The organism is Acinetobacter sp. UBA6526, assembly GCF_002434875.1.
Taxonomy (GTDB): Bacteria; Pseudomonadota; Gammaproteobacteria; order Pseudomonadales; family Moraxellaceae; genus Acinetobacter; species Acinetobacter venetianus.
In genome coordinates this window covers 1-20585 of the sequence record NZ_DJLC01000164.1, presented here as the reverse complement: position 1 = coordinate 20585, position 20585 = coordinate 1, and the positions used below count along the sequence as shown (strand labels likewise).

Sequence of the window (20585 nt, the reverse complement as noted above, 5' to 3'; positions counted from 1 at the left end):
GTTTTTGGCGAATAAAAAAGCCACCTTACGGTGGCTTTCTCAATCTTAAATCAACACTGATTAAAGTGCGCGATTCTTGATTTTACGAATCGTTTCGAGCTGAGCTGCAGTTTCTGCAAGCGAAGCAAGTGCAGCGGCAGAATCCAAATCACTCTTTTGATTTGCAAGCAATTGTTCAGCTTGTTTACGAGCTTCTAAAATTGCTGCTTCATCTAAGTTGTCAGCACGGATTGCAGTATCTGCAAGCACCGTAACAACATGAGGTTGAACTTCTAACACACCGCCTGATACATAAACGATTTCTTCTGTACCATTTTCCAACTGAACACGAATCGGGCCCGGTTGGAGTAAAGTTACGAGTGGCGCATGTCCAGGTAAAATACCTAATTCACCGCCCGCACCTTTTGCGATTAACATCGTAACTTGTCCAGAGTAAATCGACTCTTTAACACTTACGACATCACATTGCATAGTCGCCATGAGATGATCTCCTTAAATTAGAGTTTCTCAGCTTTAGCAATCACTTCGTCAATACCACCAACCATATAGAACGCTTGTTCTGGGATGTGATCGTATTCACCAGCTAATAGACCTTTAAAGCCACGAATCGTTTCTTTAAGCGGTACTAATTTACCAGGAGCACCAGTAAATACTTCAGCTACGTGGAATGGTTGAGAGAAGAAACGTTGGATTTTACGCGCACGGTAAACAACCAATTTATCTTCTTCAGCTAACTCATCCATACCCAAGATTGCGATGATGTCTTTAAGCTCTTTATAACGTTGCAATACGTTCTGTACAGAACGTGCAATTTCATAGTGCTCTTGACCAACAACTAATGGGTCTAACTGACGTGAAGTAGAGTCTAGTGGATCGATCGCTGGATAAATACCAGAAGATGCGATGTCACGGCTCAATACTACTGTTGCATCTAAGTGAGCAAACGTTGTTGCAGGTGATGGGTCAGTTAAGTCATCGGCAGGTACGTATACTGCTTGGATCGATGTGATCGAACCAGATTTAGTAGACGTAATACGCTCTTGAAGAACACCCATTTCTTCTGCAAGTGTTGGTTGGTAACCTACCGCAGATGGCATACGACCTAACAATGCTGATACTTCAGTACCTGCAAGTGTATAACGGTAGATGTTGTCGACGAATAATAATACGTCACGACCTTTACCATTTTCGTCTTTTTCATCACGGAAGTATTCAGCCATAGTCAAACCAGTTAACGCTACGCGTAAACGGTTACCTGGTGGCTCGTTCATCTGACCGTAGACCATTGCTACTTTGTCAAGAACGTTAGAATCTTTCATTTCGTGATAGAAGTCGTTACCTTCACGAGTACGCTCACCAACACCAGCGAATACAGATAAACCTGAGTGCGCTTTAGCGATGTTGTTGATCAACTCCATCATGTTAACGGTTTTACCAACACCCGCACCACCGAATAAACCAACTTTACCACCTTTCGCGAACGGGCAAAGTAAGTCGATGACTTTAATACCAGTTTCTAAAAGATCAGTAGAAGCTGCTTGTTCAGCATAAGAAGGTGCTTGACGGTGAATCGGTAAACGCGCTTCAGTCGCTACAGGACCTGCTTCATCGATTGGGCGACCCAATACGTCCATGATACGACCAAGCGTAGCAGGACCTACAGGAACAGAAATCGGTGCATTTGTGCTAGTTACATTAAGGCCACGTTTAAGACCTTCTGTAGAACCCATTGCGATGGTACGAACAACACCATCGCCAAGCTGTTGCTGAACTTCTAAAGTAGTTTCAGTACCGTCAACTTGGAGAGCGTCATAGATCTTAGGAACGCTATTGCGCTCAAACTCGACGTCGATAACCGCGCCGATGATCTGAATGATACGACCGCTACTCATTGCTGTCTCCTCAATTCAAACTTAATAATGTTAAACGGCAGCGGCACCGCCAACGATCTCGGAAATTTCCTGAGTAATCGCGGCTTGACGCAGCTTGTTGTAAATGAGTTGTAGGTCTTTAATCAATTGTCCTGCGTTGTCTGTCGCTGCTTTCATCGCGACCATACGAGCTGACTGCTCACATGCAACGTTTTCAATCACACCTTGATAAACCATAGACTCGATATAGCGAACCAACAAACCATTTAACAATTCTTCTGCTTCTGGTTCGTAGATATAGTCCCAACCATAAGTACGGTTGAGATCATCGCCTTCTTCTGCTGGTGCTAAAGGAACAAGTTGTTCTACTTTAGGCTGCTGAGTCATTGCATTAACGAAGCCATTTGATACGAGGTAGATACGATCTAATTCGCCCTTATCAAATGCATCAAGCATGACTTGTACTGAGCCAGTTAACTGTTCCAAGCTTGGCGCATCGCCAAGTTGGGTAGTTGCACCAAGCACTTTACCGCCGTAGCTTTTAAAAAACGAAACCGCTTTTTGACCAATCAAAGCAAATTCAACTTCAATTGACTGCTCTTGTTGTGCTTTGACATGCTGCACAACTTTCTTGAACAAGTTAATGTTCAAGCCACCTGCCAAACCACGATCTGAAGACACGACGATATAGCCAACACGCTTAACAGGGCGGTCAACCATATAACGGTGTTTATATTCAGGGTTTGCTTGTACCAAGTGAGCAATTACACGGCGCATATTATCGGCATACGGACGGCCCTGAGCCATGCGCTCTTGCGCACGACGCATTTTCGAAGCAGCTACCATTTGCATCGCGCGAGTAATCTTTTGCGTGCTCTTGATACTAGCTACTTTGGCGCGAATTTCTTTTAAATTTGCCATACGCTTAACCTAGTATTCGAAAGCTCTTTCGAGCCTTCGAAGGTTGATCCGTGAACCAAACTTAACTAAAGATAAACTTAGTAAGTTTGAGTCGCTTTGAAGCTCTCAATACCTGATTTGATCGCTGCTTCGATGTCTTTGTTGTAATCACCAGTTTCATCGATCTGTTGCATTAACGCAGCATGTTCAGAACGGAAGTAAGAGATTAACGCAGTATCAAAGTCTACGATTTTCTTCACTTCAACGTCAGCCATGTAGCCTTCGTTAGATGCATATACAGAAACAGCTTGGTCAGCGATAGAGTAAGGAGCATATTGTTTCTGCTTCATTAACTCAGTTACGCGTTGACCATGTTCAAGTTGCTTACGAGTTGCTTCGTCAAGATCAGAAGCAAACTGAGCAAACGCAGCCAATTCACGGTATTGCGCTAAAGCGGTACGGATACCACCAGACAATTTTTTGATGATCTTAGTTTGAGCAGAACCACCAACACGAGATACAGAGATACCCGCGTTCACAGCAGGACGGATACCTGCGTTGAATAATGATGTTTCTAAGAAGATCTGACCGTCAGTAATCGAAATTACGTTTGTAGGTACGAATGCAGATACGTCACCAGCTTGAGTTTCAATAATCGGTAATGCAGTTAAAGAACCAGTTTGACCTTTAACTTCGCCGTTAGTGAATTTCTCAACATAGTCAGCAGAAACACGAGAAGCACGTTCAAGAAGACGAGAGTGAAGATAGAATACGTCACCTGGATACGCTTCACGACCTGGTGGACGACGTAACAATAATGAAATTTGACGGTAAGCAACAGCTTGCTTAGACAAATCATCATAAATGATTAACGCATCTTCACCACGATCACGGAAGTATTCACCCATTGTACAACCAGAGTACGGAGCTAAATACTGCATTGCTGCAGGATCAGCTGCCGCAGCTGCGACAACAGTTGTATACGCCATAGCGCCAGTTTCTTCTAGCTTACGTACAACGTTTGCAATTGTTGATTGTTTTTGACCAATCGCAACGTATACACATTTAATGCCAGAGTTTTTCTGAGCGATGATCGCATCGATCGCCATTGCTGTTTTACCAGTTTGACGGTCACCAATAATCAACTCACGCTGACCACGACCTACAGGGATCATGGTATCAACTGATTTATAACCAGTTTGAACAGGTTCGTCGACAGACTGACGCCAAATTACGCCTGGTGCTACTTTTTCAACAGCATCAGTAAGTTTTGCATCAATAGGGCCTTTACCATCAATTGGATTACCCAAAGCATCTACGACACGGCCAAGAAGTTCAGGACCAACTGGAACTTCTAATACACGTCCTGTACAACGAGCTTTTTGACCTTCTTGCAGGCTTAGGTAGTTACCTAAAACAACGGCACCCACTGAATCCTGTTCTAGGTTCAGTGCCATACCAAATAAGCCGCCGTCGAATTCGATCATTTCACCGTACATTGCATCCGCAAGACCGTGAATACGCACGATACCGTCAGATACCATGACGATGGTACCTTCGTTCTTAGCGGTCGCGCTGGTGTCCAGATCGCCGATACGCTGTTTAATGAGCGCACTGATCTCGGATGGATTCAGTTGTTGCATTGCGCTATTCCTCAATCTTTTTTAAGTTCAGTCTTTTTGCAATTACGCAAGAAGACGAGTCCGCATTTTTTCAAGCTTGTTAAGCGCAGAGTCATCTATCACTTGGTCGCCTGCACGAATCACAACACCTGCGATTAACGCTGGATTAACGCTAACAGTAACATGAACTGTTCTGTTGAAACGTTTTTCAAGCGCATGAGCCAAAATGTGCTCTTGTGTCGCATCAATTGGGAAAGCAGATTCAACTTCTACTTCCAATGTGTTGTTGTTCTGCGATTTAAGTAATTCGTATTCTACTTCGATTTCAGGCAATAAAGTTAAACGATCATTGTCTGCAAGAAGTGTCAAAAAGTTCGACACTGATTGAGATTGATCTTCACCTAAAACCTTAGCAAAAAGACCTACTTGTTCCGCAGGAGTCAGCTCAGGGCGATTTAAATAAGCGGAAAATGCTTCATCTTGCACCGCAGCACTGAGCAGTTGTAACGCATTTGACCAAGCGTCAGTTGCATTCTGCTCAGATGCATAAGCAAATGCTGCTTTGGCGTAAGGGCGTGCTAACGTCAAGAGTTCAGCCATATTCGCCTCGCTTAAAGTTTAGCAGCCAGCTGAGTCAGCATGGCATTATGAGCTTCTGCGTCAACTTGTTGGTTCAGAATTTTTTCTGCGCCAGCAACTGCCAAAGCAGCAACTTGTTGACGTAATTCTTCGCGAGCAGCATTGATATCTTGATCAACAGTTTCTTTCGCCTGTTGACGAATACGCTCACCTTCAGCTGATGCTTGGGTACGAGCTTCTTCTACCAATTGTGCTGCACGACGGTTCGCTTGTTCGATCAATTGAGCCGCTTGTGCTTTTGCTGCGTCTAATTCTGCCTTAACTTGTGCTTGCGCATCAGCAAGGTCAGCTTTTGCTTTTTCAGCAGCATTTAAGCCATCAGCAATTTTACGCTGACGCTCACTAATCGCATTGATTAGTGGTGGCCAAACAAACTTCATGCAGAATGCGACGAACATCGCAAATGCAATTGCTTGACCAATCAATGTGAGGTTGATATTCATTTCGCTATTCCTCAATATGTGGATTTAGGAATTAAGCTATTAACCTACAAATGGATTAGCGAAGATGAAGAACAAGCCAATACCAACACCGATCATAGGCACAGCATCAAGAAGACCCGCGATTAAGAACATACGAGTTTGAAGTTGTGGAGCCAATTCTGGTTGACGAGCAACAGCTTCTAAGAAGCGACCACCTAAAAGACCGAAACCAATCGCAGTACCTAAAGCACCGAAAGCGATCAAGATAGCAGATGCAATTGCAACTAGACCTAAAGTGAGTTCCATGAAAAATTCCTCAGAGGTTAGGTTATTACCAAATTAAACTAAAATTTAAGCCCAACCATCAGGTGATAGTTAGGCAATACCATTAATGCTTTTCGCTTGCCATGCTCAAGTAAACGATGGTCAGCATCATAAAAATAAATGCTTGCAGCGTGATTACAAGAATGTGGAAGATAGCCCAAGGCACAGATAACGCCCACTGGATCCAGAACGGCAATAATGCGATCAAGATGAAGATCAACTCACCCGCATACATGTTACCGAACAGTCGTAGAGCCAACGAAACTGGACGAGCAAGGAAAGTTACTAATTCCAAAATTAAGTTCACTGGAATCAATAACGCTTTTGCAACTGGGTTACTTGGGTTAAATGGGTTAAGTGCCAATTCACCGACGAAACCGCCGATCCCTTTTTCACGAATACTATAGAACAAAATTAACGCAAATACTGACAATGACATACCTAAAGTAATGTTAGGGTCAGTAGATGGAACAACCTTGAAGTAAACGTGGTGAGGGTCCATACCAAATACGCTTGCACCAATTTGTTGAGCTAGATAAGGAATCCAGTCAACAGGAATCAAGTCCATTGCGTTCATGAGGAAAATCCACACGAAAATGGTCAATGATAAAGGAGCAATTAAGCGTGATTTGCCGTGGAAAGTATCACGTACACTTGAGTCTACAAACTCGATAATCATTTCAATTGCAGACTGGAATTTAGTTGGAACACCTGCATTTGCAGCTTTCGCAACTGTCCAGAACAACAAACAGAAAATCACACCAAGTCCGATAGACCAACCCATTGAATCCAAGTGAATTGCAGTGAACCCCATCGATTGAGCTTCTTCAGCAGTCTCAGCTAACTTCCATGTACCATCAGGCATTTTGCCATAGGTCATATTGGTCAAGTGATGCTTGATATACTCGGTCGAAGTCAGGGCATGTTCTTCAGCAGCCATAAATCACACCTGGTCAATGTCAATCATTAAAAAGGAGAGAAACGAATCTTGCGGACTGCAATGACCCCGCTTCTACACCCAAAAATCTCAAATGTGTTTTACCCTCGTTTTTGTAGTCGCGACACCCAAAATGGCGCGACCCACGACATCGCTTGTACGAGAATAAATCCACTAAACAATGCAACCGGTGACAGCGGTTTAACATTGCTCAAAATTAATATAAAACCCACGATCACAATCGTAAACTTACCAAGCATCCCTCGATACATGTTCAGCATGACTTGTTTTGATGCTCTAGCGCCTGCCGTTCTAAACGACTGCCAAGCAAAATAACAATGTGCCAACCAACATACCAAAGCTCCAAGCGCAGCACTTAACGCGGCAGTTGTATCTTTAATCGCCCATGCAAGTAATGCTGCAACAGGAATCATACATGCTTGTAAGAAGACCAAAGCTTTTGCTAATCGTCGGTCAATCATGCGACTAGTTCGGCTCATTTTTTACCCACTTACAGCGTAACTGCTTGACAAGTTTTGTTGATGATCGTTTCGAATCGCAGGCATTATAGAGTTACACCCCTGAACATGCAATCTTTTCTCGACTTAAGTCTGCTTTTTTCGTTACCATATTTTCTGACGATAGAGTCAACTCATTTTTATTTTTTTCATCATTTTTGCGCACTTAATACGCACTTATCGGTTTTTGAAGCCAATTTTTTCCAAGCAGTCACGAAATTGTCTTCTCCACGCATACTTTCATCGACTGACTCGAAAACTAATGGGTTCAGTTTCTGATATTGACTTGGTGTTGCTGAAATTTCAGCCAATAAACACATTTGTGTCTTCGGACGGTTATCTTTTAAGTATTTTATTTGAGCAGCTGTTGGCGCAATATGAGGGTCATCCGTAAGCGCACCTGAAAATTTTAGATTTAAGGCTCTTTCAAGATATTGATAAGCATCGTGATAAGACCAATATGGCTTGGCTTTATTCGAACTATCGAATTGTTGTGATGCTTGTAACATCTGCTGAGCAAAGTCTTTGGCATTGGCAAGATATTTTGCCTTATTTTCTGGATACTGTTGCCCACGTAAAGTCGCGATGAAGAACGCAATACGAACGGCATTATTTGGCTCTAGCCACACATGACTATCAATCGTATTCGGTAAAGCATTACCACGCAAACTACGTAGCGGTAAAATTGTTAAAATGCCTGAGTCTAAAAGTGCAATCGCTTTTTTGTTCTGCCCAAGTAGTTTTTCTAAGGGTGCTTCATGAACCTTGCCCAACCAAATCACCAAAGAAGCATCTTGAATTGCCTTACGATGTGCTGGTGTAAGTTGTACATCATGACCACTTTGATCACCCAATAGCAACACAGGCTCTTCTACATCTTTGGTCACTTCTTTCGCAATCAAGTAAATTGGATGTGTTGACACAACTAAACTTTGCGTCCACCCCCATGTACTGAACATCGAAACGAAAACAAAAATGAGAAGGCGGGACATCACAGTATTACTCAAAAAGCGAAGCATGTTATAATATAACAAAAGTAGATGATTGCCTACGTCTATTTTTTGCTACACCCAGCTACCTATCGTGATGTCTACTATATATAGATAGTTATAAATGATTTGCATGGTATGATAGCTGCAAAACAATGAGGACAACTTATGAGTTCTTGTTCACATGAACATGATAATGCTTTACACGGTGTTCACGGCCATCATGATATCAAAGCTCGACTTGCTGAAGCAGAGATTCTTTGTACTGCGGTTGGCGCACGCCTCACACCTTTACGTAAAGAAGTGCTTGAACTCATTTTAAATGCCTCTGCACCAATGGGTGCTTATGACTTATTGGCAAAAATAAAAGGTCAAGCAGATCGCCCTGCTGCCCCACCTACAGTTTATCGAACATTGGATTTCTTATTAGAAAAAGGCTTAATTCATCGCCTGACTTCTATTAATGCCTATATTCCATGTTGTCATCCGCGCGAAGGACATCAGGCTGCATTCTTAATATGTACTGAATGTCATTCTGTAAAAGAAGCTTCGGCTCAAGGCTTAATTCAACAACTTGATCAACTTGCTGCCTCAGACCAATTTTCTGCTCAACACAGCATTATTGAGATTTCAGGAAAATGTCATCAGTGCAGCACACACCAGTAACACCGCCCATTATTCGATTAGAGAATATTTCTGTTCGTCGAGATGAACGAGAAATTTTGCGTAATGTCGATTTCGCTTTACAGGCAAAAGAGATTGTGACGCTTATCGGCCCGAATGGTGCTGGCAAATCAACATTAATTAAAATCTTGCTTGGCATTATGTCGCCAAATAAAGGAAAGGTTCATTTTTCTAAAAAATTAAAAATGGCTTATGTACCGCAGAAGTTTAACCCTTCTGCTAGCCTTCCTTTACGTGTGCAAGATCTACTGGATTTAGAAGTTTGCGAAAGTAATCTTCGTCAAGAAATTGTTCGCGATACAGGTATTCAAAAACTACAGCAATCCAAGGTACAGCAACTTTCAGGTGGTGAACGTCAACGCGTCCTTTTAGCTCGTGCTTTACTCCGCCAACCTGACATTTTAGTGCTTGATGAGCCCATGCAAGGTTTAGACATTCAGTCCGAAGCTGAACTTTATGAATATGTTCGTAGCCTACCTGAACGTTATGGTTGTGCTGTGCTGATGGTTTCCCATGATCTACAATGGGTGATGCAAGGTACTCATCGTGTTGTATGTCTAAACAAACATATTTGTTGTAGCGGTCTACCTGAGAGCATCCAGCAGCATCCAGAGTATCAAGCGATTTTTGGTACACAACGAATGTTCTATCAGCATCACCATAATCATTGTGGACATAGCGACCATGCCGAACCTTGTTCACATGACCCTCGCCCACATATTCACCCTGAACCAAAGGTCTAAGCCATGATGGAATGGTTACAACTGCTCTTACCTGCTTGGATCATGGGGAGTCTGTTAGTTTTTCTCACCGCCCCTCTCGGCTGTCTGATGCTATGGCGAAGAATGTCTTTCTTTGCCGACACGATGGCACACGGTACTTTGCTCGGTGTGGCAATCGCAGGAATTCTACATTTACCCTTTTGGCTAGGGGTTGGCTGTTTAGCCGCGCTGTTAGTGGCAATTTTATGGATTTTGCATGATTCACGCTTACCCAATGATGCACTGCTTGCACTCTGTTCAGCCACACTCCTGTGTTCAGGTTTACTACTGATTCAGCAAGTGCCGAGCTTACGTCCTGAATTACTCAGCTATTTATTTGGTGATCTATTAAGTATCGAATGGGCTGATTTACCCATGTTTGCAATCGTGATCAGTGCTGCACTTGTCGTACTCTACCGCGCTTGGTCTGCACAAATTCAAATTGCGATTGATCCAGATATTGCCATGAGTGAAGGGGTCAATGCTCACTGGCAACGCCTGATCTTTATGTTGCTACTCGCATTATTTACGGTTCTCGCTTTACGTGCCGTTGGCTCATTGCTTATGGGCGCACTACTGGTTATTCCTGCATTAAGTGCCCGTTTACTCGCGCATTCCCCCAAACAAATGGTGATTTGGGCTTTTGTTTTAGCACAATTTGGCGTAACTGTCGGTCTATGGTCGAGTGCTGCCTTAAATATCGCAACAGGTTTAAGCATTGTGTTATGTATGGCACTTACTTTCGCAGCAATTTTTGCAGCGCAAAAATTTAAATCAATCGCACCTTCGTCAGTAAGTGATTAACTCGCTTGCTGAATGGCACTCAGCAACGCCGCCGCACAGCTAAACATTACAGCAAAACTACGATTTAAATATTTTTGTTGTTTTGGTGAGCGAAGTAACCTCAATATTTTTGATGCGAGTCCTGTATAAGCTGCCATCACGATCAAATCAATCATCACCATCGTGATTGCCATGATCAGATATTGCAGCCATTGTGGTCGACTTAAATCTAAAAACTGCGGCAGTACCGCCAATAAAAAGACGATCGCTTTAGGATTACTCATGTTGACGATAAAGCCTTTGAAGACCAATACCGAAGCTGATGTATTTTTCTGTTCAGTTTGTATATCAATCGTTTGAACAGGTGCAGTCCACTGCGCATAAGCCAAATACAACAAATAAATCACACCAAACCATTTCACGACTTGGAATGCCCAAGGCGTTGTGGCAAAAAGCACCCCCACCCCTGCTGCAACAATCAAAATTTGAATGATTAAAGCCAGTTGAAGACCAATAGCATTCCAATAACCATGCCTAAAACCATAGTTCAAACCACTCGACATCGATGCGATAGCACCTGCTCCCGGAGAGAGACTAATCACCCAACACGCCAACATGAAGGCAAACCACACTTGAAAGGCCATAATTAAACAGACAAATAAAAGTGGAATTATACCGTTTTATTACCGCAATTCGCTGCTATTTCATACAGTAAAAAAGAATAAATAAACTATTAAGCAGCAACAACATCAGGCACAATATTTCTTTTTGTCGTCTTTCTAAAAATAACTGAGGAGATATTAATGACTGCTCAATCTGTCATTCTTCCATTACCTTCTGATCATGCACGTTTTATTGTTTTACGTTTAAAAGATTTAACTGTTTCTGAATTAAAACAACAAATTGAAGCATTATTATCGACTCGTGACCGTTTAATTACCCAGCATCCAAATGATCAGATTAAAACAGCCATCGCTTTTGGTCCTGAGCTTTGGGCAAAACTTTATTCAGAAACGCCTCAGGGCTTTAAGCAACTTGATCCTCAGCAAGGTGCTTTTAATATGCCTGTCGTTCCTGCGGATGTATTTATTCATATTGCCAGTGCAAGAGCAGATATTTGTTTTGCAATTAGCCAAGCTTTCTTTCACGGCATTCAGGATAAAGTTGAAGTTCTAGATGAGCGTGCCTGCTTCCGATTCTTTGATGGTCGTGATATGACAGGCTTTATTGATGGTACTGAAAACCCTCAGTTCCCAGATGATCGTGCTGAAACGGCGCTGCTTCCTGAACAAGCCAATACTTTTGCAGATGGCAGCTTTATCTTTGCTCAACGCTATATTCATGATTTAGCGAAATGGCAAAAACTCAAAGTCGATGCACAAGAGCATGTTTTTGGTCGCACCAAACTTGAATCAATCGAGTTAGATGATGACGTAAAACCTGAAAATGCACATGTTGCTCGAACCGTGGTTGAAGATGAACAAGGTGAAGAAATGGAAATCTTACGCCACAGCCTGCCTTATGGCGATGGTAATGGTGAGCAAGGTTTATTTTTCGTGGCTTATACCAATGACTTAACCATTATCGATGCCATGTTACAGCGCATGTTTGGCACATCCGGTGACGGTATCCATGATCGCCTATTACATTTCACTACGGCAATCGATGGCGCGTATTATTTTGCACCTAGTGATGAGCTACTCGAAGAAGTTTTAGAGGCATAAAAAAAGGAGCTTTAAGCTCCTTTTTTCGTTCTAGTTAGAATGGAATTCGCTTATAGCGACGATATTCTGGATGCCAAAAAGACTCTTCGATTTTTTGTTTCAGCAACTCATCATTGATCATCACAGCAACACCATCCTGAATTGCAGCTTTTGCAACATCAAACGCAATCACTTTTGAAACACTTTGAATCTCACCTAATGATGGTAATAAATCAGCCTGCGGATCTTGAAGCAATGGTGAGCAATCTGCCAATGCACGACTCGATGCCATCAACATATTCTCAGTGATTCGAGTCGCACCACTCGCTACAACACCCAAACCGATACCCGGGAAAATATAAGAGTTATTACATTGTGCAATGTGATACAACTTACCGTGATAGTTCACTGGAGCAAATGGACTACCTGTTGCAATTAAGGCTCGCCCTTCCGTCCATTGCACGATATCTGCTGGAACAGCTTCAACACGAGAGGTTGGGTTAGACAAAGGCATCACGATAGGACGTTCACAATGCTGTGCCATTGTCTTAATAATTTGTTCAGTGAAGAGTCCCGGTTGCCCAGAAACACCAATTAATACCGTCGGCTTGGCATTCTGTACAACATCCATCAATGAAATCACTTCATCGATATTTGCCCATTGCTCTACAACTTCGGCCTTTTGCGCTAACTTACGTTGGAAATCGAGTAAGTTTGGCTGATTTTCAGTAATTAATCCAAAACGATCCACCATAAATACACGCGCACGCGCTTCAGCATCTGTCAGACCTTCTGCCACCATTTGTAGGATAATTTGCTCTGCGATGCCACAGCCTGCTGAGCCAGCACCTAAGAACGTTACAACCTGATCTTTTAACTGCTTGCCAGCAGCTTTACTCGCTGCCAATAAACTACCGACTGAAACCGCAGCCGTGCCTTGAATATCATCATTAAAGCAGCAGATTTTGTCACGATACTTTTCTAAAAGCGGCATCGCATTTTTTTGCGCAAAATCTTCAAACTGAATTAGGGCTTTAGGCCAGCGACGCTTAATTGCAGTAATGACTTTATCGACAAAATCATAATATTCATCACCGCTAATACGTGGCTGTCGCCATCCCATATAAATCGGGTCATTTAGCAGCTGTTGATTATTGGTTCCAACATCAATGGTAATCGGTAGCGTATAAGCTGGGCTAATCCCACCACAAGCGGTATAAAGTGACAACTTACCGATTGGGATACCCATACCACCAATCCCTTGGTCACCCAAACCTAAGATCCGCTCACCATCCGTAATCACAATGACTTTTACATTGTTTTTATTCACATTTTGCAAAATATCTTCAATAAAATCGCGATCTGGATATGAAATGAAAATACCACGATGGCGGCGATAGATATCCGAGAAACGCTGACATGCTTCACCCACCGTCGGCGTATAAATCACTGGCATCATTTCTTCTAAATGATTTTCGATCAGATGATAGAACAACGTTTCGTTAGTATCTTGAATATTGCGCAAATAGATGTGTTTATTTATATCGTCATTAAATGCACAGAACTGTTGATACGAGCGCTGGCTTTGTTCTTCTATGGTCTCAATAATATGAGGCAGTAAACCGTGTAAATTAAAATTGCTACGTTCTTCTTGGGTAAAAGCAGAACCCTTGTTGAGTAGTGGTAACTCTAAAAGTGTATAACCTGCATAAGGGATGTAAAGAGAGTGTTTATTTGGGTTTCCTGATGTCATTGCCTATCTCATTTGCCTGCTTAGCATCTGAAAAGTATGTCTTTCATACTTTGCAAAATGCTTTGTACCTATAAGCTTAAGGCCATTTCTCATAAAAATGGTATTTTAAAAAGTGATACTCATTTTGCTGAGTATTCAATAAAAACATACTACAAAAACAATCCAAGCAAATACTTTTATTTCAAACATTTACAGAAATACGATATAAACACCTTATCCTTCCATCACTTTTCTTTAATCTTTAATTTGTATTTAAATCATTTTATTTAAAAATACCAAAATCCATTTTCGAAATATTCATTTTATATTTCACGTATTTCCAATTCTTTCCTTTCCTCATCATTTATCAATTGAGAATGAGCAGAATCTAATCATTAAATCTCTCATTATCAGCATACAAAAACTTTCAAAGCACGCTCCACTCTAAAGGGCAATGAATTACCAAATTTATGCATTTACAGCGGAAATGTCTCCCCTAAATGGGGCGAAATTTGCTATATTTAGCGTTTTTCCGCGACATTTATTTCGGTAACTATGAATACGGCAATACAAGCAGCTCTTGATCATGCGGTGCAATCCCTTCAACAACAAGGGGTACTTCCTTCAGATTGGACAAACACGAGCCATTTAACCCGTACCAAAGACCGAAGTCACGGTGACTTTGCTTCAAATATTGCAATGATCGGCTCAAAAGCAGCAGGTATGAAACCTCGCGATCTTGCTGAAAAAATCTTAGCGGCACTCCCTGAGGTCGCTGATATCACCAAAGCTGAAATTGCTGGTCCTGGTTTTATCAACTTCTTTTTAAATGCAGACCAACGTTTTGCTGTGCTTGATCAAATTCAAGCACAAAAAGATCAATACGGTCGCAGCCAAGCCAATGCAGCCAAGAAAATCCAAGTTGAATTTGTCTCTGCAAATCCGACCTCTAGCCTACACGTGGGTCATGGTCGTGGCGCAGCATACGGTATGACCGTTGCAAACTTATTAGAAGCAACTGGCGCTAAAGTTGATCGCGAATACTATGTCAATGACGCTGGTCGCCAAATGGATATTTTGGCAACATCGACCTATTTACGTTATTTAGAGCTTACAGGTCAAACACTGGTCTTTCCTAAAAATGCATACCAAGGCGACTATGTAAAAGAGATCGCTCAGAGCATTATTGATAAAGATGGCGATGCGCATGTACGCCCTGTTGCCGATATCTATAAAGATGTTCCTGAAGATGTTCAATACGCCGAAGAACTTGATGCGGAAGGCAATAAAGTTGTCCTTTCAGGCGACAAAGAGAAACATATCGATGGTTTAATCGCAAACTCGCAACAGCAGTTAGGCTTAGGCTATCGTGTTTTCCATCAAGCAGCTTTACACGCGATCTTAGATGATATCAAAGATGACCTTGCTGACTTTGGTGTGACCTTTGATAAATGGTTTAGCGAAGCATCATTGACAGAAAAGATTGATGAAGCATTAGCAACACTTGACCAACGTGGTTTCCTCTACGAAAAAGAGGGCAACATCTGGTTCAAATCGACAGAATTTGGCGATGAGAAAGACCGTGTTGTTAAACGTCGTAATGGTCAAACTACTTATTTTGCATCTGATATTGCTTACCACCTGAATAAACTACAACGTGGCTATACAGACCTCATTGATATTTGGGGCTCTGATCACCACGGTTATATTTCACGTGTGAAAGCTGCAATCGACGCAATGGGTTATGACTCAAAAAAACTGACTGTACTTTTAGTTCAATTCGTCAGTTTATGGCGTGGCGGTGAGATGGTACAAATGTCATCTCGTTCAGGTCAGTTCGTGACTTTACGTGATTTGCGTAAAGAAGTCGGCAACGATGCGGCGCGTTTCTACTACGTGATGCGTAAATCTGAACAACACATCGACTTTGATTTAGACCTTGCCGTTTCGCAAAGTAAAGACAATGCTGTGTATTACATCCAATATGCACATGCGCGTGTCAACAGTATTCTTAACCGTGCTAAAGAAAAAGAAATTGCATTTGATGTCGCAACTGCACGCCAAGTTGCTGATCTTTTAACTTTAGACACAGAAACAGAAATTCTAGCGAAATTAGCAGCTTACCCTGAGATTGTTATTCGTGCAGCAAACGTTTGTGAACCGCACCAAATTGGCAATTATTTGAAAGATTTAGCAGCACTATTTCATGGTTGGTATGCTCAAGATGGCGTAAAATTTGTTGATGAAACAAATATTCCGTTGTCTCAAGCACGTTTACTACTTTCAGTTAACGTACAGCAAGTATTACGCAATGGTTTAGAGCTTTTAGGCGTGTCTGCACCTGAAGCCATGTAATAAAGTGAAGCGAGGGCTTCACACATGACTGCAAGACAAGAGCTATGCTCGCGTAGTGATGTAATCAGCAAAGTAACGCTTTGTACATCGTCGCAAGACAAGGGCTATGCCCGCGTAGCGATGTAATTAGCAAAAGCTATGCTCAAAACAATGTTGCTCGCCAGCATTTTGATATCGTCATTCGTTTGCGGTTGATTTCTCAACCGCTTCACCAGACGATATATTGATAAAAATACGACAAACAAAGCATTATTTTTTACAGATAGTGCTTTGTTTCTCAGAAGATTCAAGTTACAAATAACATAATAGGATCAAGAGGAATTTCAGGTGTTTGGAAAAACGCAACGTGGTGTATCTGAACGACCAAATAAGCCCAAGAAACCACTTATTCCCAAGTGGCTAGGAATGCTTGTGGCAATTCTAGCGATCCTATGTGTTGCCGTCATGCTGATGCTTTGGCAACCTTGGCAACCCGTCCCAACAAAAACACAAGTGACCTCTGAACATTATCAAGAAGAAGATACTAACAAAGACTACCGCTTCTATGATTTGCTTCCACAGCAACAAGTTACACCTATTCCAGAACAAGCTGTTCCTGAAACCAAGCAAGAAGGCAACGTGGTCATTATTGAATCACCTAAGCCTGAAACGACGACAACCGAAGATTCAGCAACACTAACACCAACTGAGCCGACTACACCCGTCGCAGCAACTTATATTTTACAGGTTCGCAGCTATCCTGATCCTGATAGTGCTGATGCTCGACGCGCGGAGATTATTTTGAATGGCTTGTCTGCGGATGTGGTAAAAACTGTCGAAAATGGTCAAACATGGTATCGTGTTTTTTCAGGGCCTTATGATAGCCAAGATGCTGCTTTAGCCGCACAACAAACACTACAACATAGCGGAATTGATTCAATCGTCATTAAGCGTTAATCACAACATAGAACATAAAAAAGGAACGATAAATCGTTCCTTTTTTTGTTTTGATCACCACATTACGAGCATTCGGAATCAAGGCTTTTTTGCTCAGCTTTTTGGAAGGCTGGACGCTGTTGAATACGCTGTACAAAGGCTTGAATATTTGGATATTTTCCATGTAAACGCTTTTGTAATGCAATCAGAGGAAATGCCATCTGAATATCCGCAAATGAAAATTCACCTGCAAAGTAATCATGCTTTGATAAATATTGCTCAAGATACAAAACATGTTCTTTGACACGAGGACGGACAAATCCAGCCTTAACCCCATCGGTAATCTTTTCTGCAACTGGTCGAACTATCCAAGGCACATGCTTGCTGACATTATTCATCACCAAGGTCATGACCAATAAAGGCATGAGAGAGCCTTCTGCATAATGCATCCAATAATAATATTGGCGCTGATCTTTCAAATCTTGCGGTCTAAATTGTTGTTGCTGATCATATCGTTGCTGTAAATAATCCAAGATCACAGCAGATTCAACAATCACATCACCATCATCAACTAAAATTGGCGCTTTCCCAAGCGGATGAATTTGCTTGAGATCTTCTGGAGCTGCGTAACTTGAGGTCCTTTGATAAAGCTCAACTTGATAATCATCGATACCAAGTTCCTCTAACGCCCACAATATTCGGAATGAACGAGAACATTGTAGATAATGTAAGGTAATCATTTTTGTGCCTGCTTTGTGCTACGCAACTGCCGTTTTTAGTCCCTCTAACAGTTGCGTTTAGAATTATGTTTTGCCAAAGCACAATAGCACTATCAACTTAAAGAATCATGGTCTGAATGTCTAAACTACGTAACAAAGTTTTAGTAACAGGGGTTTTGCTACAGACATTGAGAAGTTTTTCTTTTAAGTCTTGTGAAATAGGTTGTTCAAATATTACTCGACGCTCAATATGCTCTTGCTGTTCACGATTAGTATAGAAATCGACCTCCACTGCAAACTCCCCCAACTCGATTTCCTTATGTTGTGCATACATCCGCAAGGTGATCATGGTACATGATGCTAAACTTGCTGTTAGAAAATCATAAGGTGCTGGCCCAGTATCATGGCCACCAAAAGATTCAGGTTTATCTGTCAAATAATGATGTTTGCCACTTGTGACTTCACCTTTCCAAGGTTCAGCAAATGTTTGGACTTTTGAACTTGCGATAATACTCATTTTGAAGCCCTCATTTGCTCAGGCAATACAGGTGCTTCCAATCGCTTACCTTGATAATCAGGAATCTCACCAAAACGTGCATCATGATTAATCCAATCTTCACGAGCTTGTTGCAAATCCTCCATGGTGCGTCCAACGAAGTTCCACCACAGTAAGATCGGTGATTCAAATGGCTCGCCACCAATCAATAGCACACGATGTCCTTGCGTCAGTTCAACTTCTATTTCCGTTAAGCCTGTTTCCAACACCACCATGTTATCCGCATCCAATTCATGCCCATTTACGCGTGCTGTCCCCTCTAATGCCATGAAGGCATATTCAAATTTTGGGTTGAGTGGAATACGAGTTTTGGTGTTAGCTTGTGCCGTGAGATCCACACCAACCAATGGTGTATGGACTTGCACTGGTGAAACTGTCTCTAAGAAATCACCAACCAACACAGTAAATTCAACTTGATCTTTACTTACCACAGGCAATTCTGGATAGTGTTCAAACTTCGGATCCATATTGCGTTTATCATCAGGCAAAGCAATCCAAAGCTGTGCTGCATGCATCTTGGTTTCTGTATCTGGTGCAACTTCAGTATGTGAGATCCCATGCCCCGCGGTCATGAGATTGACCTGTTTTGGACGAATCAACTGTTTAGAACCAAGACTATCGGTATGCATCATGGTGCCTTCAATCATCCATGTAAACGTTTGCAAACCAATATGGGGGTGCGGCCCAACATCCAAGCCATCTCCAGCAGGGAAACTCACGGGCCCTGCATGATCAAGGAAACACCATGCCCCAACTAAACGTTTATTGCGGCTAGGTAAAGCCCGCTTAATCACTGTCCCCTTGCCAATTTCTGCGGAACGAATTTTAAAGTCTTGAATAAATTGATTGATGTAGGTTTCGCAGTCTTTTGAATCTGAAATATCGTAATCATTATTATTGCTCATGATCTCGCTCTCTTTTACCTATGCTATTGCAATGAGTTGTTTTATTGATCTTAACAACACAATCTAGCTTCTATATAGTCTTTTGGTAATACGCTGAGTGCCATCCATGAGACAATCCAAATTCCACTAATTCATTTCATTCCTCATACATTTAAACTTAAATACATTGATCTATATAACACTAGTTTATTGCGGTGTCATATCTACAATCAGGCTGGTTAAACGTCTTACGAATGGCAAGAAAATCAAGACCACGGGATAGGCAATCAACCATGAGAATAGCCAAGTTGACAGCCATTTCATTGCAAAACCATCTATCAACCCTATATTCATCAGTAAGTTCATGAATGATAATGTGGCACTCATCAATCCTGACAATATCAATGGCATAACCCAAGCAGCGTATTTTGCAGGTAATTTAGAAAACAATGACTTCTTTGTTTGTTGCACGCTATTTGCATCCATATTGATTAAGCCTATTTCTTTACGTGTTGTTTTAGATTTTTCATGAACTGACCAAACTGCGGTAAGAACTCCTCGAATAATGGGTGATCTTTATGTTCCAACATGACTTCACTAAAAAGCTTTAAGCCCACAGCAAAAGATTTAGTAGTTTGATCATCAAAAAATTCAGCTCTTTTTAAGCGTTCAACAATTTGAAAAATATCATCATGATTGCCTGTGTAAAACTCTAAGCGCTCGGTGTACGTTGAAGCCTGTCCTTTCGCATCTTTCAAATGTTGCACGGTAACATGGTATTGATGTTGTTTCATAAGTTTTCTCTAAATTGATATTGGATAAGGTATTTATAAACGGCCAATTGCTATCGCTGCTTGGTCGATCTTTTCAGCAATTTGGTAAATCTGTTCTTGCTGTAAATCAGTAATATTGAGTTTGAGTCGCAATGCTGTTTTAAGGTTTTCCATTGCTCGATGAATCTCAATGAGCTGATCGTTATTATGAATTTCACGTCTAAGTCTTAGTTTTTCTAGCAATGCTAGAAGCTTATCTTGCTGCTCTTGCAAGTAAGCCTCACCAAGCTGAGTGACTTGGTATTGCTTACGCTCTGCATCTAGCAATGAAATAAAATTCATTTCTTCCAAGTTTGTTAATGTTGGATAAATCGTTCCCGCACTAGGCGTATATCCGTCCCCCACTAGATCACTAATTTCTTTAATAATTTCATAGCCATGTTTCGGGCTTTGTTGAATGAGATGCAGCACTAACAGTTTCATGCGACCTGATTCAAA

The 20585-nt window shown here is 41.7% G+C and carries 24 protein-coding genes; 6 read left to right on the top strand and 18 right to left on the bottom strand.

Features of this window, described 5'->3' with window-relative positions; genetic code table 11:
* Positions 1–60: 60 nt before the first annotated feature.
* The 10 genes from B4237_RS11480 to B4237_RS11435 all read right to left on the bottom strand — a co-directional run bounded on the left by B4237_RS11480 (position 61) and on the right by B4237_RS11435 (position 8225).
* Positions 61–480 (bottom strand): F0F1 ATP synthase subunit epsilon, encoded by a 420-nt coding sequence (locus tag B4237_RS11480; protein ID WP_004881989.1) that lies wholly within the window; start codon positions 478–480, stop codon positions 61–63.
* Positions 481–497: 17 nt separating this feature from the next.
* Positions 498–1892 carry a F0F1 ATP synthase subunit beta gene (gene atpD / locus B4237_RS11475; RefSeq protein ID WP_004680053.1) on the bottom strand — a complete coding sequence of 465 codons (1395 nt, stop codon included), beginning with the start codon at positions 1890–1892 and terminating at the stop codon, positions 498–500.
* 30 nt (positions 1893–1922) lie between these two features.
* On the bottom strand, positions 1923–2792 hold the full coding sequence (gene atpG, locus B4237_RS11470) for a F0F1 ATP synthase subunit gamma (RefSeq protein ID WP_007478603.1): 870 nt from the start codon (positions 2790–2792) through the stop codon (positions 1923–1925).
* Between the two features lie 77 nt (positions 2793–2869).
* A complete protein-coding gene (gene atpA, locus B4237_RS11465; protein WP_004881993.1) occupies positions 2870–4414 on the bottom strand; it encodes a F0F1 ATP synthase subunit alpha in 1545 nt (514 codons plus the stop codon).
* 42 nt (positions 4415–4456) lie between these two features.
* Positions 4457–4993, bottom strand: coding sequence for a F0F1 ATP synthase subunit delta (locus tag B4237_RS11460; protein WP_286943193.1), 537 nt, complete (start codon positions 4991–4993; stop codon positions 4457–4459).
* Between the two features lie 11 nt (positions 4994–5004).
* Positions 5005–5475, bottom strand: coding sequence for a F0F1 ATP synthase subunit B (locus B4237_RS11455; protein ID WP_004881997.1), 471 nt, complete (start codon positions 5473–5475; stop codon positions 5005–5007).
* A gap of 39 nt (positions 5476–5514) precedes the next feature.
* On the bottom strand, positions 5515–5760 hold the full coding sequence (atpE, locus tag B4237_RS11450; RefSeq protein WP_000424060.1) for a F0F1 ATP synthase subunit C: 246 nt from the start codon (positions 5758–5760) through the stop codon (positions 5515–5517).
* A gap of 82 nt (positions 5761–5842) precedes the next feature.
* The gene (gene atpB / locus B4237_RS11445; RefSeq protein ID WP_004674085.1) at positions 5843–6718 is read right to left on the bottom strand and encodes a F0F1 ATP synthase subunit A; all 876 of its coding nucleotides are present in this window, start codon (positions 6716–6718) and stop codon (positions 5843–5845) included.
* 98 nt (positions 6719–6816) lie between these two features.
* The gene (locus tag B4237_RS11440) at positions 6817–7215 is read right to left on the bottom strand and encodes an ATP synthase subunit I (RefSeq protein ID WP_286943190.1); all 399 of its coding nucleotides are present in this window, start codon (positions 7213–7215) and stop codon (positions 6817–6819) included.
* Between the two features lie 170 nt (positions 7216–7385).
* Positions 7386–8225, bottom strand: coding sequence for a metal ABC transporter substrate-binding protein (locus tag B4237_RS11435; RefSeq protein WP_061393535.1), 840 nt, complete (start codon positions 8223–8225; stop codon positions 7386–7388).
* 165 nt (positions 8226–8390) lie between these two features.
* Between B4237_RS11435 and B4237_RS11430 the strand changes: the two genes are divergently transcribed.
* The 3 genes from B4237_RS11430 to znuB are packed head-to-tail and all read left to right on the top strand — an operon-like array spanning position 8391 to position 10471.
* Positions 8391–8888: a transcriptional repressor gene (locus tag B4237_RS11430; RefSeq protein WP_004882003.1), complete on the top strand. Its 498-nt coding sequence runs from the start codon at positions 8391–8393 to the stop codon at positions 8886–8888.
* Positions 8861–9649 carry a zinc ABC transporter ATP-binding protein ZnuC gene (gene znuC / locus B4237_RS11425; protein ID WP_286943187.1) on the top strand — a complete coding sequence of 263 codons (789 nt, stop codon included), beginning with the start codon at positions 8861–8863 and terminating at the stop codon, positions 9647–9649. The genes B4237_RS11430 and znuC overlap by 28 nt, the downstream gene beginning before the upstream one ends.
* A gap of 3 nt (positions 9650–9652) precedes the next feature.
* Positions 9653–10471, top strand: coding sequence for a zinc ABC transporter permease subunit ZnuB (gene znuB / locus B4237_RS11420; protein ID WP_286943185.1), 819 nt, complete (start codon positions 9653–9655; stop codon positions 10469–10471).
* Here the strand turns inward: znuB and B4237_RS11415 are convergent.
* Complete coding sequence (locus B4237_RS11415) at positions 10468–11094, bottom strand: LysE family transporter (RefSeq protein ID WP_026094177.1); 627 nt, start codon at positions 11092–11094, stop codon at positions 10468–10470. The genes znuB and B4237_RS11415 overlap by 4 nt on opposite strands.
* A gap of 159 nt (positions 11095–11253) precedes the next feature.
* Here B4237_RS11415 and B4237_RS11410 point away from each other — a divergent pair, with 159 nt between their 5' ends.
* Positions 11254–12174 carry a Dyp-type peroxidase gene (locus tag B4237_RS11410; RefSeq protein ID WP_286943183.1) on the top strand — a complete coding sequence of 307 codons (921 nt, stop codon included), beginning with the start codon at positions 11254–11256 and terminating at the stop codon, positions 12172–12174.
* A 34-nt stretch (positions 12175–12208) separates the two neighbouring features.
* Here the strand turns inward: B4237_RS11410 and B4237_RS11405 are convergent, their stop codons facing one another.
* Positions 12209–13906: an NAD-dependent malic enzyme gene (locus B4237_RS11405; RefSeq protein ID WP_130133924.1), complete on the bottom strand. Its 1698-nt coding sequence runs from the start codon at positions 13904–13906 to the stop codon at positions 12209–12211.
* Between the two features lie 534 nt (positions 13907–14440).
* Between B4237_RS11405 and argS the strand changes: the two genes are divergently transcribed.
* Complete coding sequence (gene argS, locus B4237_RS11400; protein ID WP_286943181.1) at positions 14441–16240, top strand: arginine--tRNA ligase; 1800 nt, start codon at positions 14441–14443, stop codon at positions 16238–16240.
* A 327-nt stretch (positions 16241–16567) separates the two neighbouring features.
* Positions 16568–17176 carry an SPOR domain-containing protein gene (locus tag B4237_RS11395; protein ID WP_004882018.1) on the top strand — a complete coding sequence of 203 codons (609 nt, stop codon included), beginning with the start codon at positions 16568–16570 and terminating at the stop codon, positions 17174–17176.
* 62 nt (positions 17177–17238) lie between these two features.
* Here the strand turns inward: B4237_RS11395 and B4237_RS11390 are convergent, their stop codons facing one another.
* The 6 genes from B4237_RS11390 to B4237_RS11365 all read right to left on the bottom strand — a co-directional run.
* Entirely contained in the window at positions 17239–17895 is a 657-nt protein-coding gene (locus B4237_RS11390) for a glutathione S-transferase (RefSeq protein WP_286943179.1), read from the bottom strand.
* A gap of 97 nt (positions 17896–17992) precedes the next feature.
* Positions 17993–18391 carry an OsmC family protein gene (locus B4237_RS11385; RefSeq protein ID WP_019385280.1) on the bottom strand — a complete coding sequence of 133 codons (399 nt, stop codon included), beginning with the start codon at positions 18389–18391 and terminating at the stop codon, positions 17993–17995.
* Complete coding sequence (locus B4237_RS11380) at positions 18388–19335, bottom strand: pirin family protein (RefSeq protein ID WP_007478338.1); 948 nt, start codon at positions 19333–19335, stop codon at positions 18388–18390. The genes B4237_RS11385 and B4237_RS11380 overlap by 4 nt, the downstream gene beginning before the upstream one ends.
* Positions 19336–19521: 186 nt before the next feature.
* On the bottom strand, positions 19522–19800 hold the full coding sequence (locus B4237_RS11375) for a DUF2798 domain-containing protein (RefSeq protein WP_286943176.1): 279 nt from the start codon (positions 19798–19800) through the stop codon (positions 19522–19524).
* 11 nt (positions 19801–19811) lie between these two features.
* Positions 19812–20108: a DUF3861 domain-containing protein gene (locus B4237_RS11370; protein ID WP_286943174.1), complete on the bottom strand. Its 297-nt coding sequence runs from the start codon at positions 20106–20108 to the stop codon at positions 19812–19814.
* Positions 20109–20141: 33 nt separating this feature from the next.
* Positions 20142–20585: PadR family transcriptional regulator (locus B4237_RS11365; RefSeq protein WP_286943173.1), on the bottom strand; the 444-nt coding region annotated here is incomplete at its 5' end.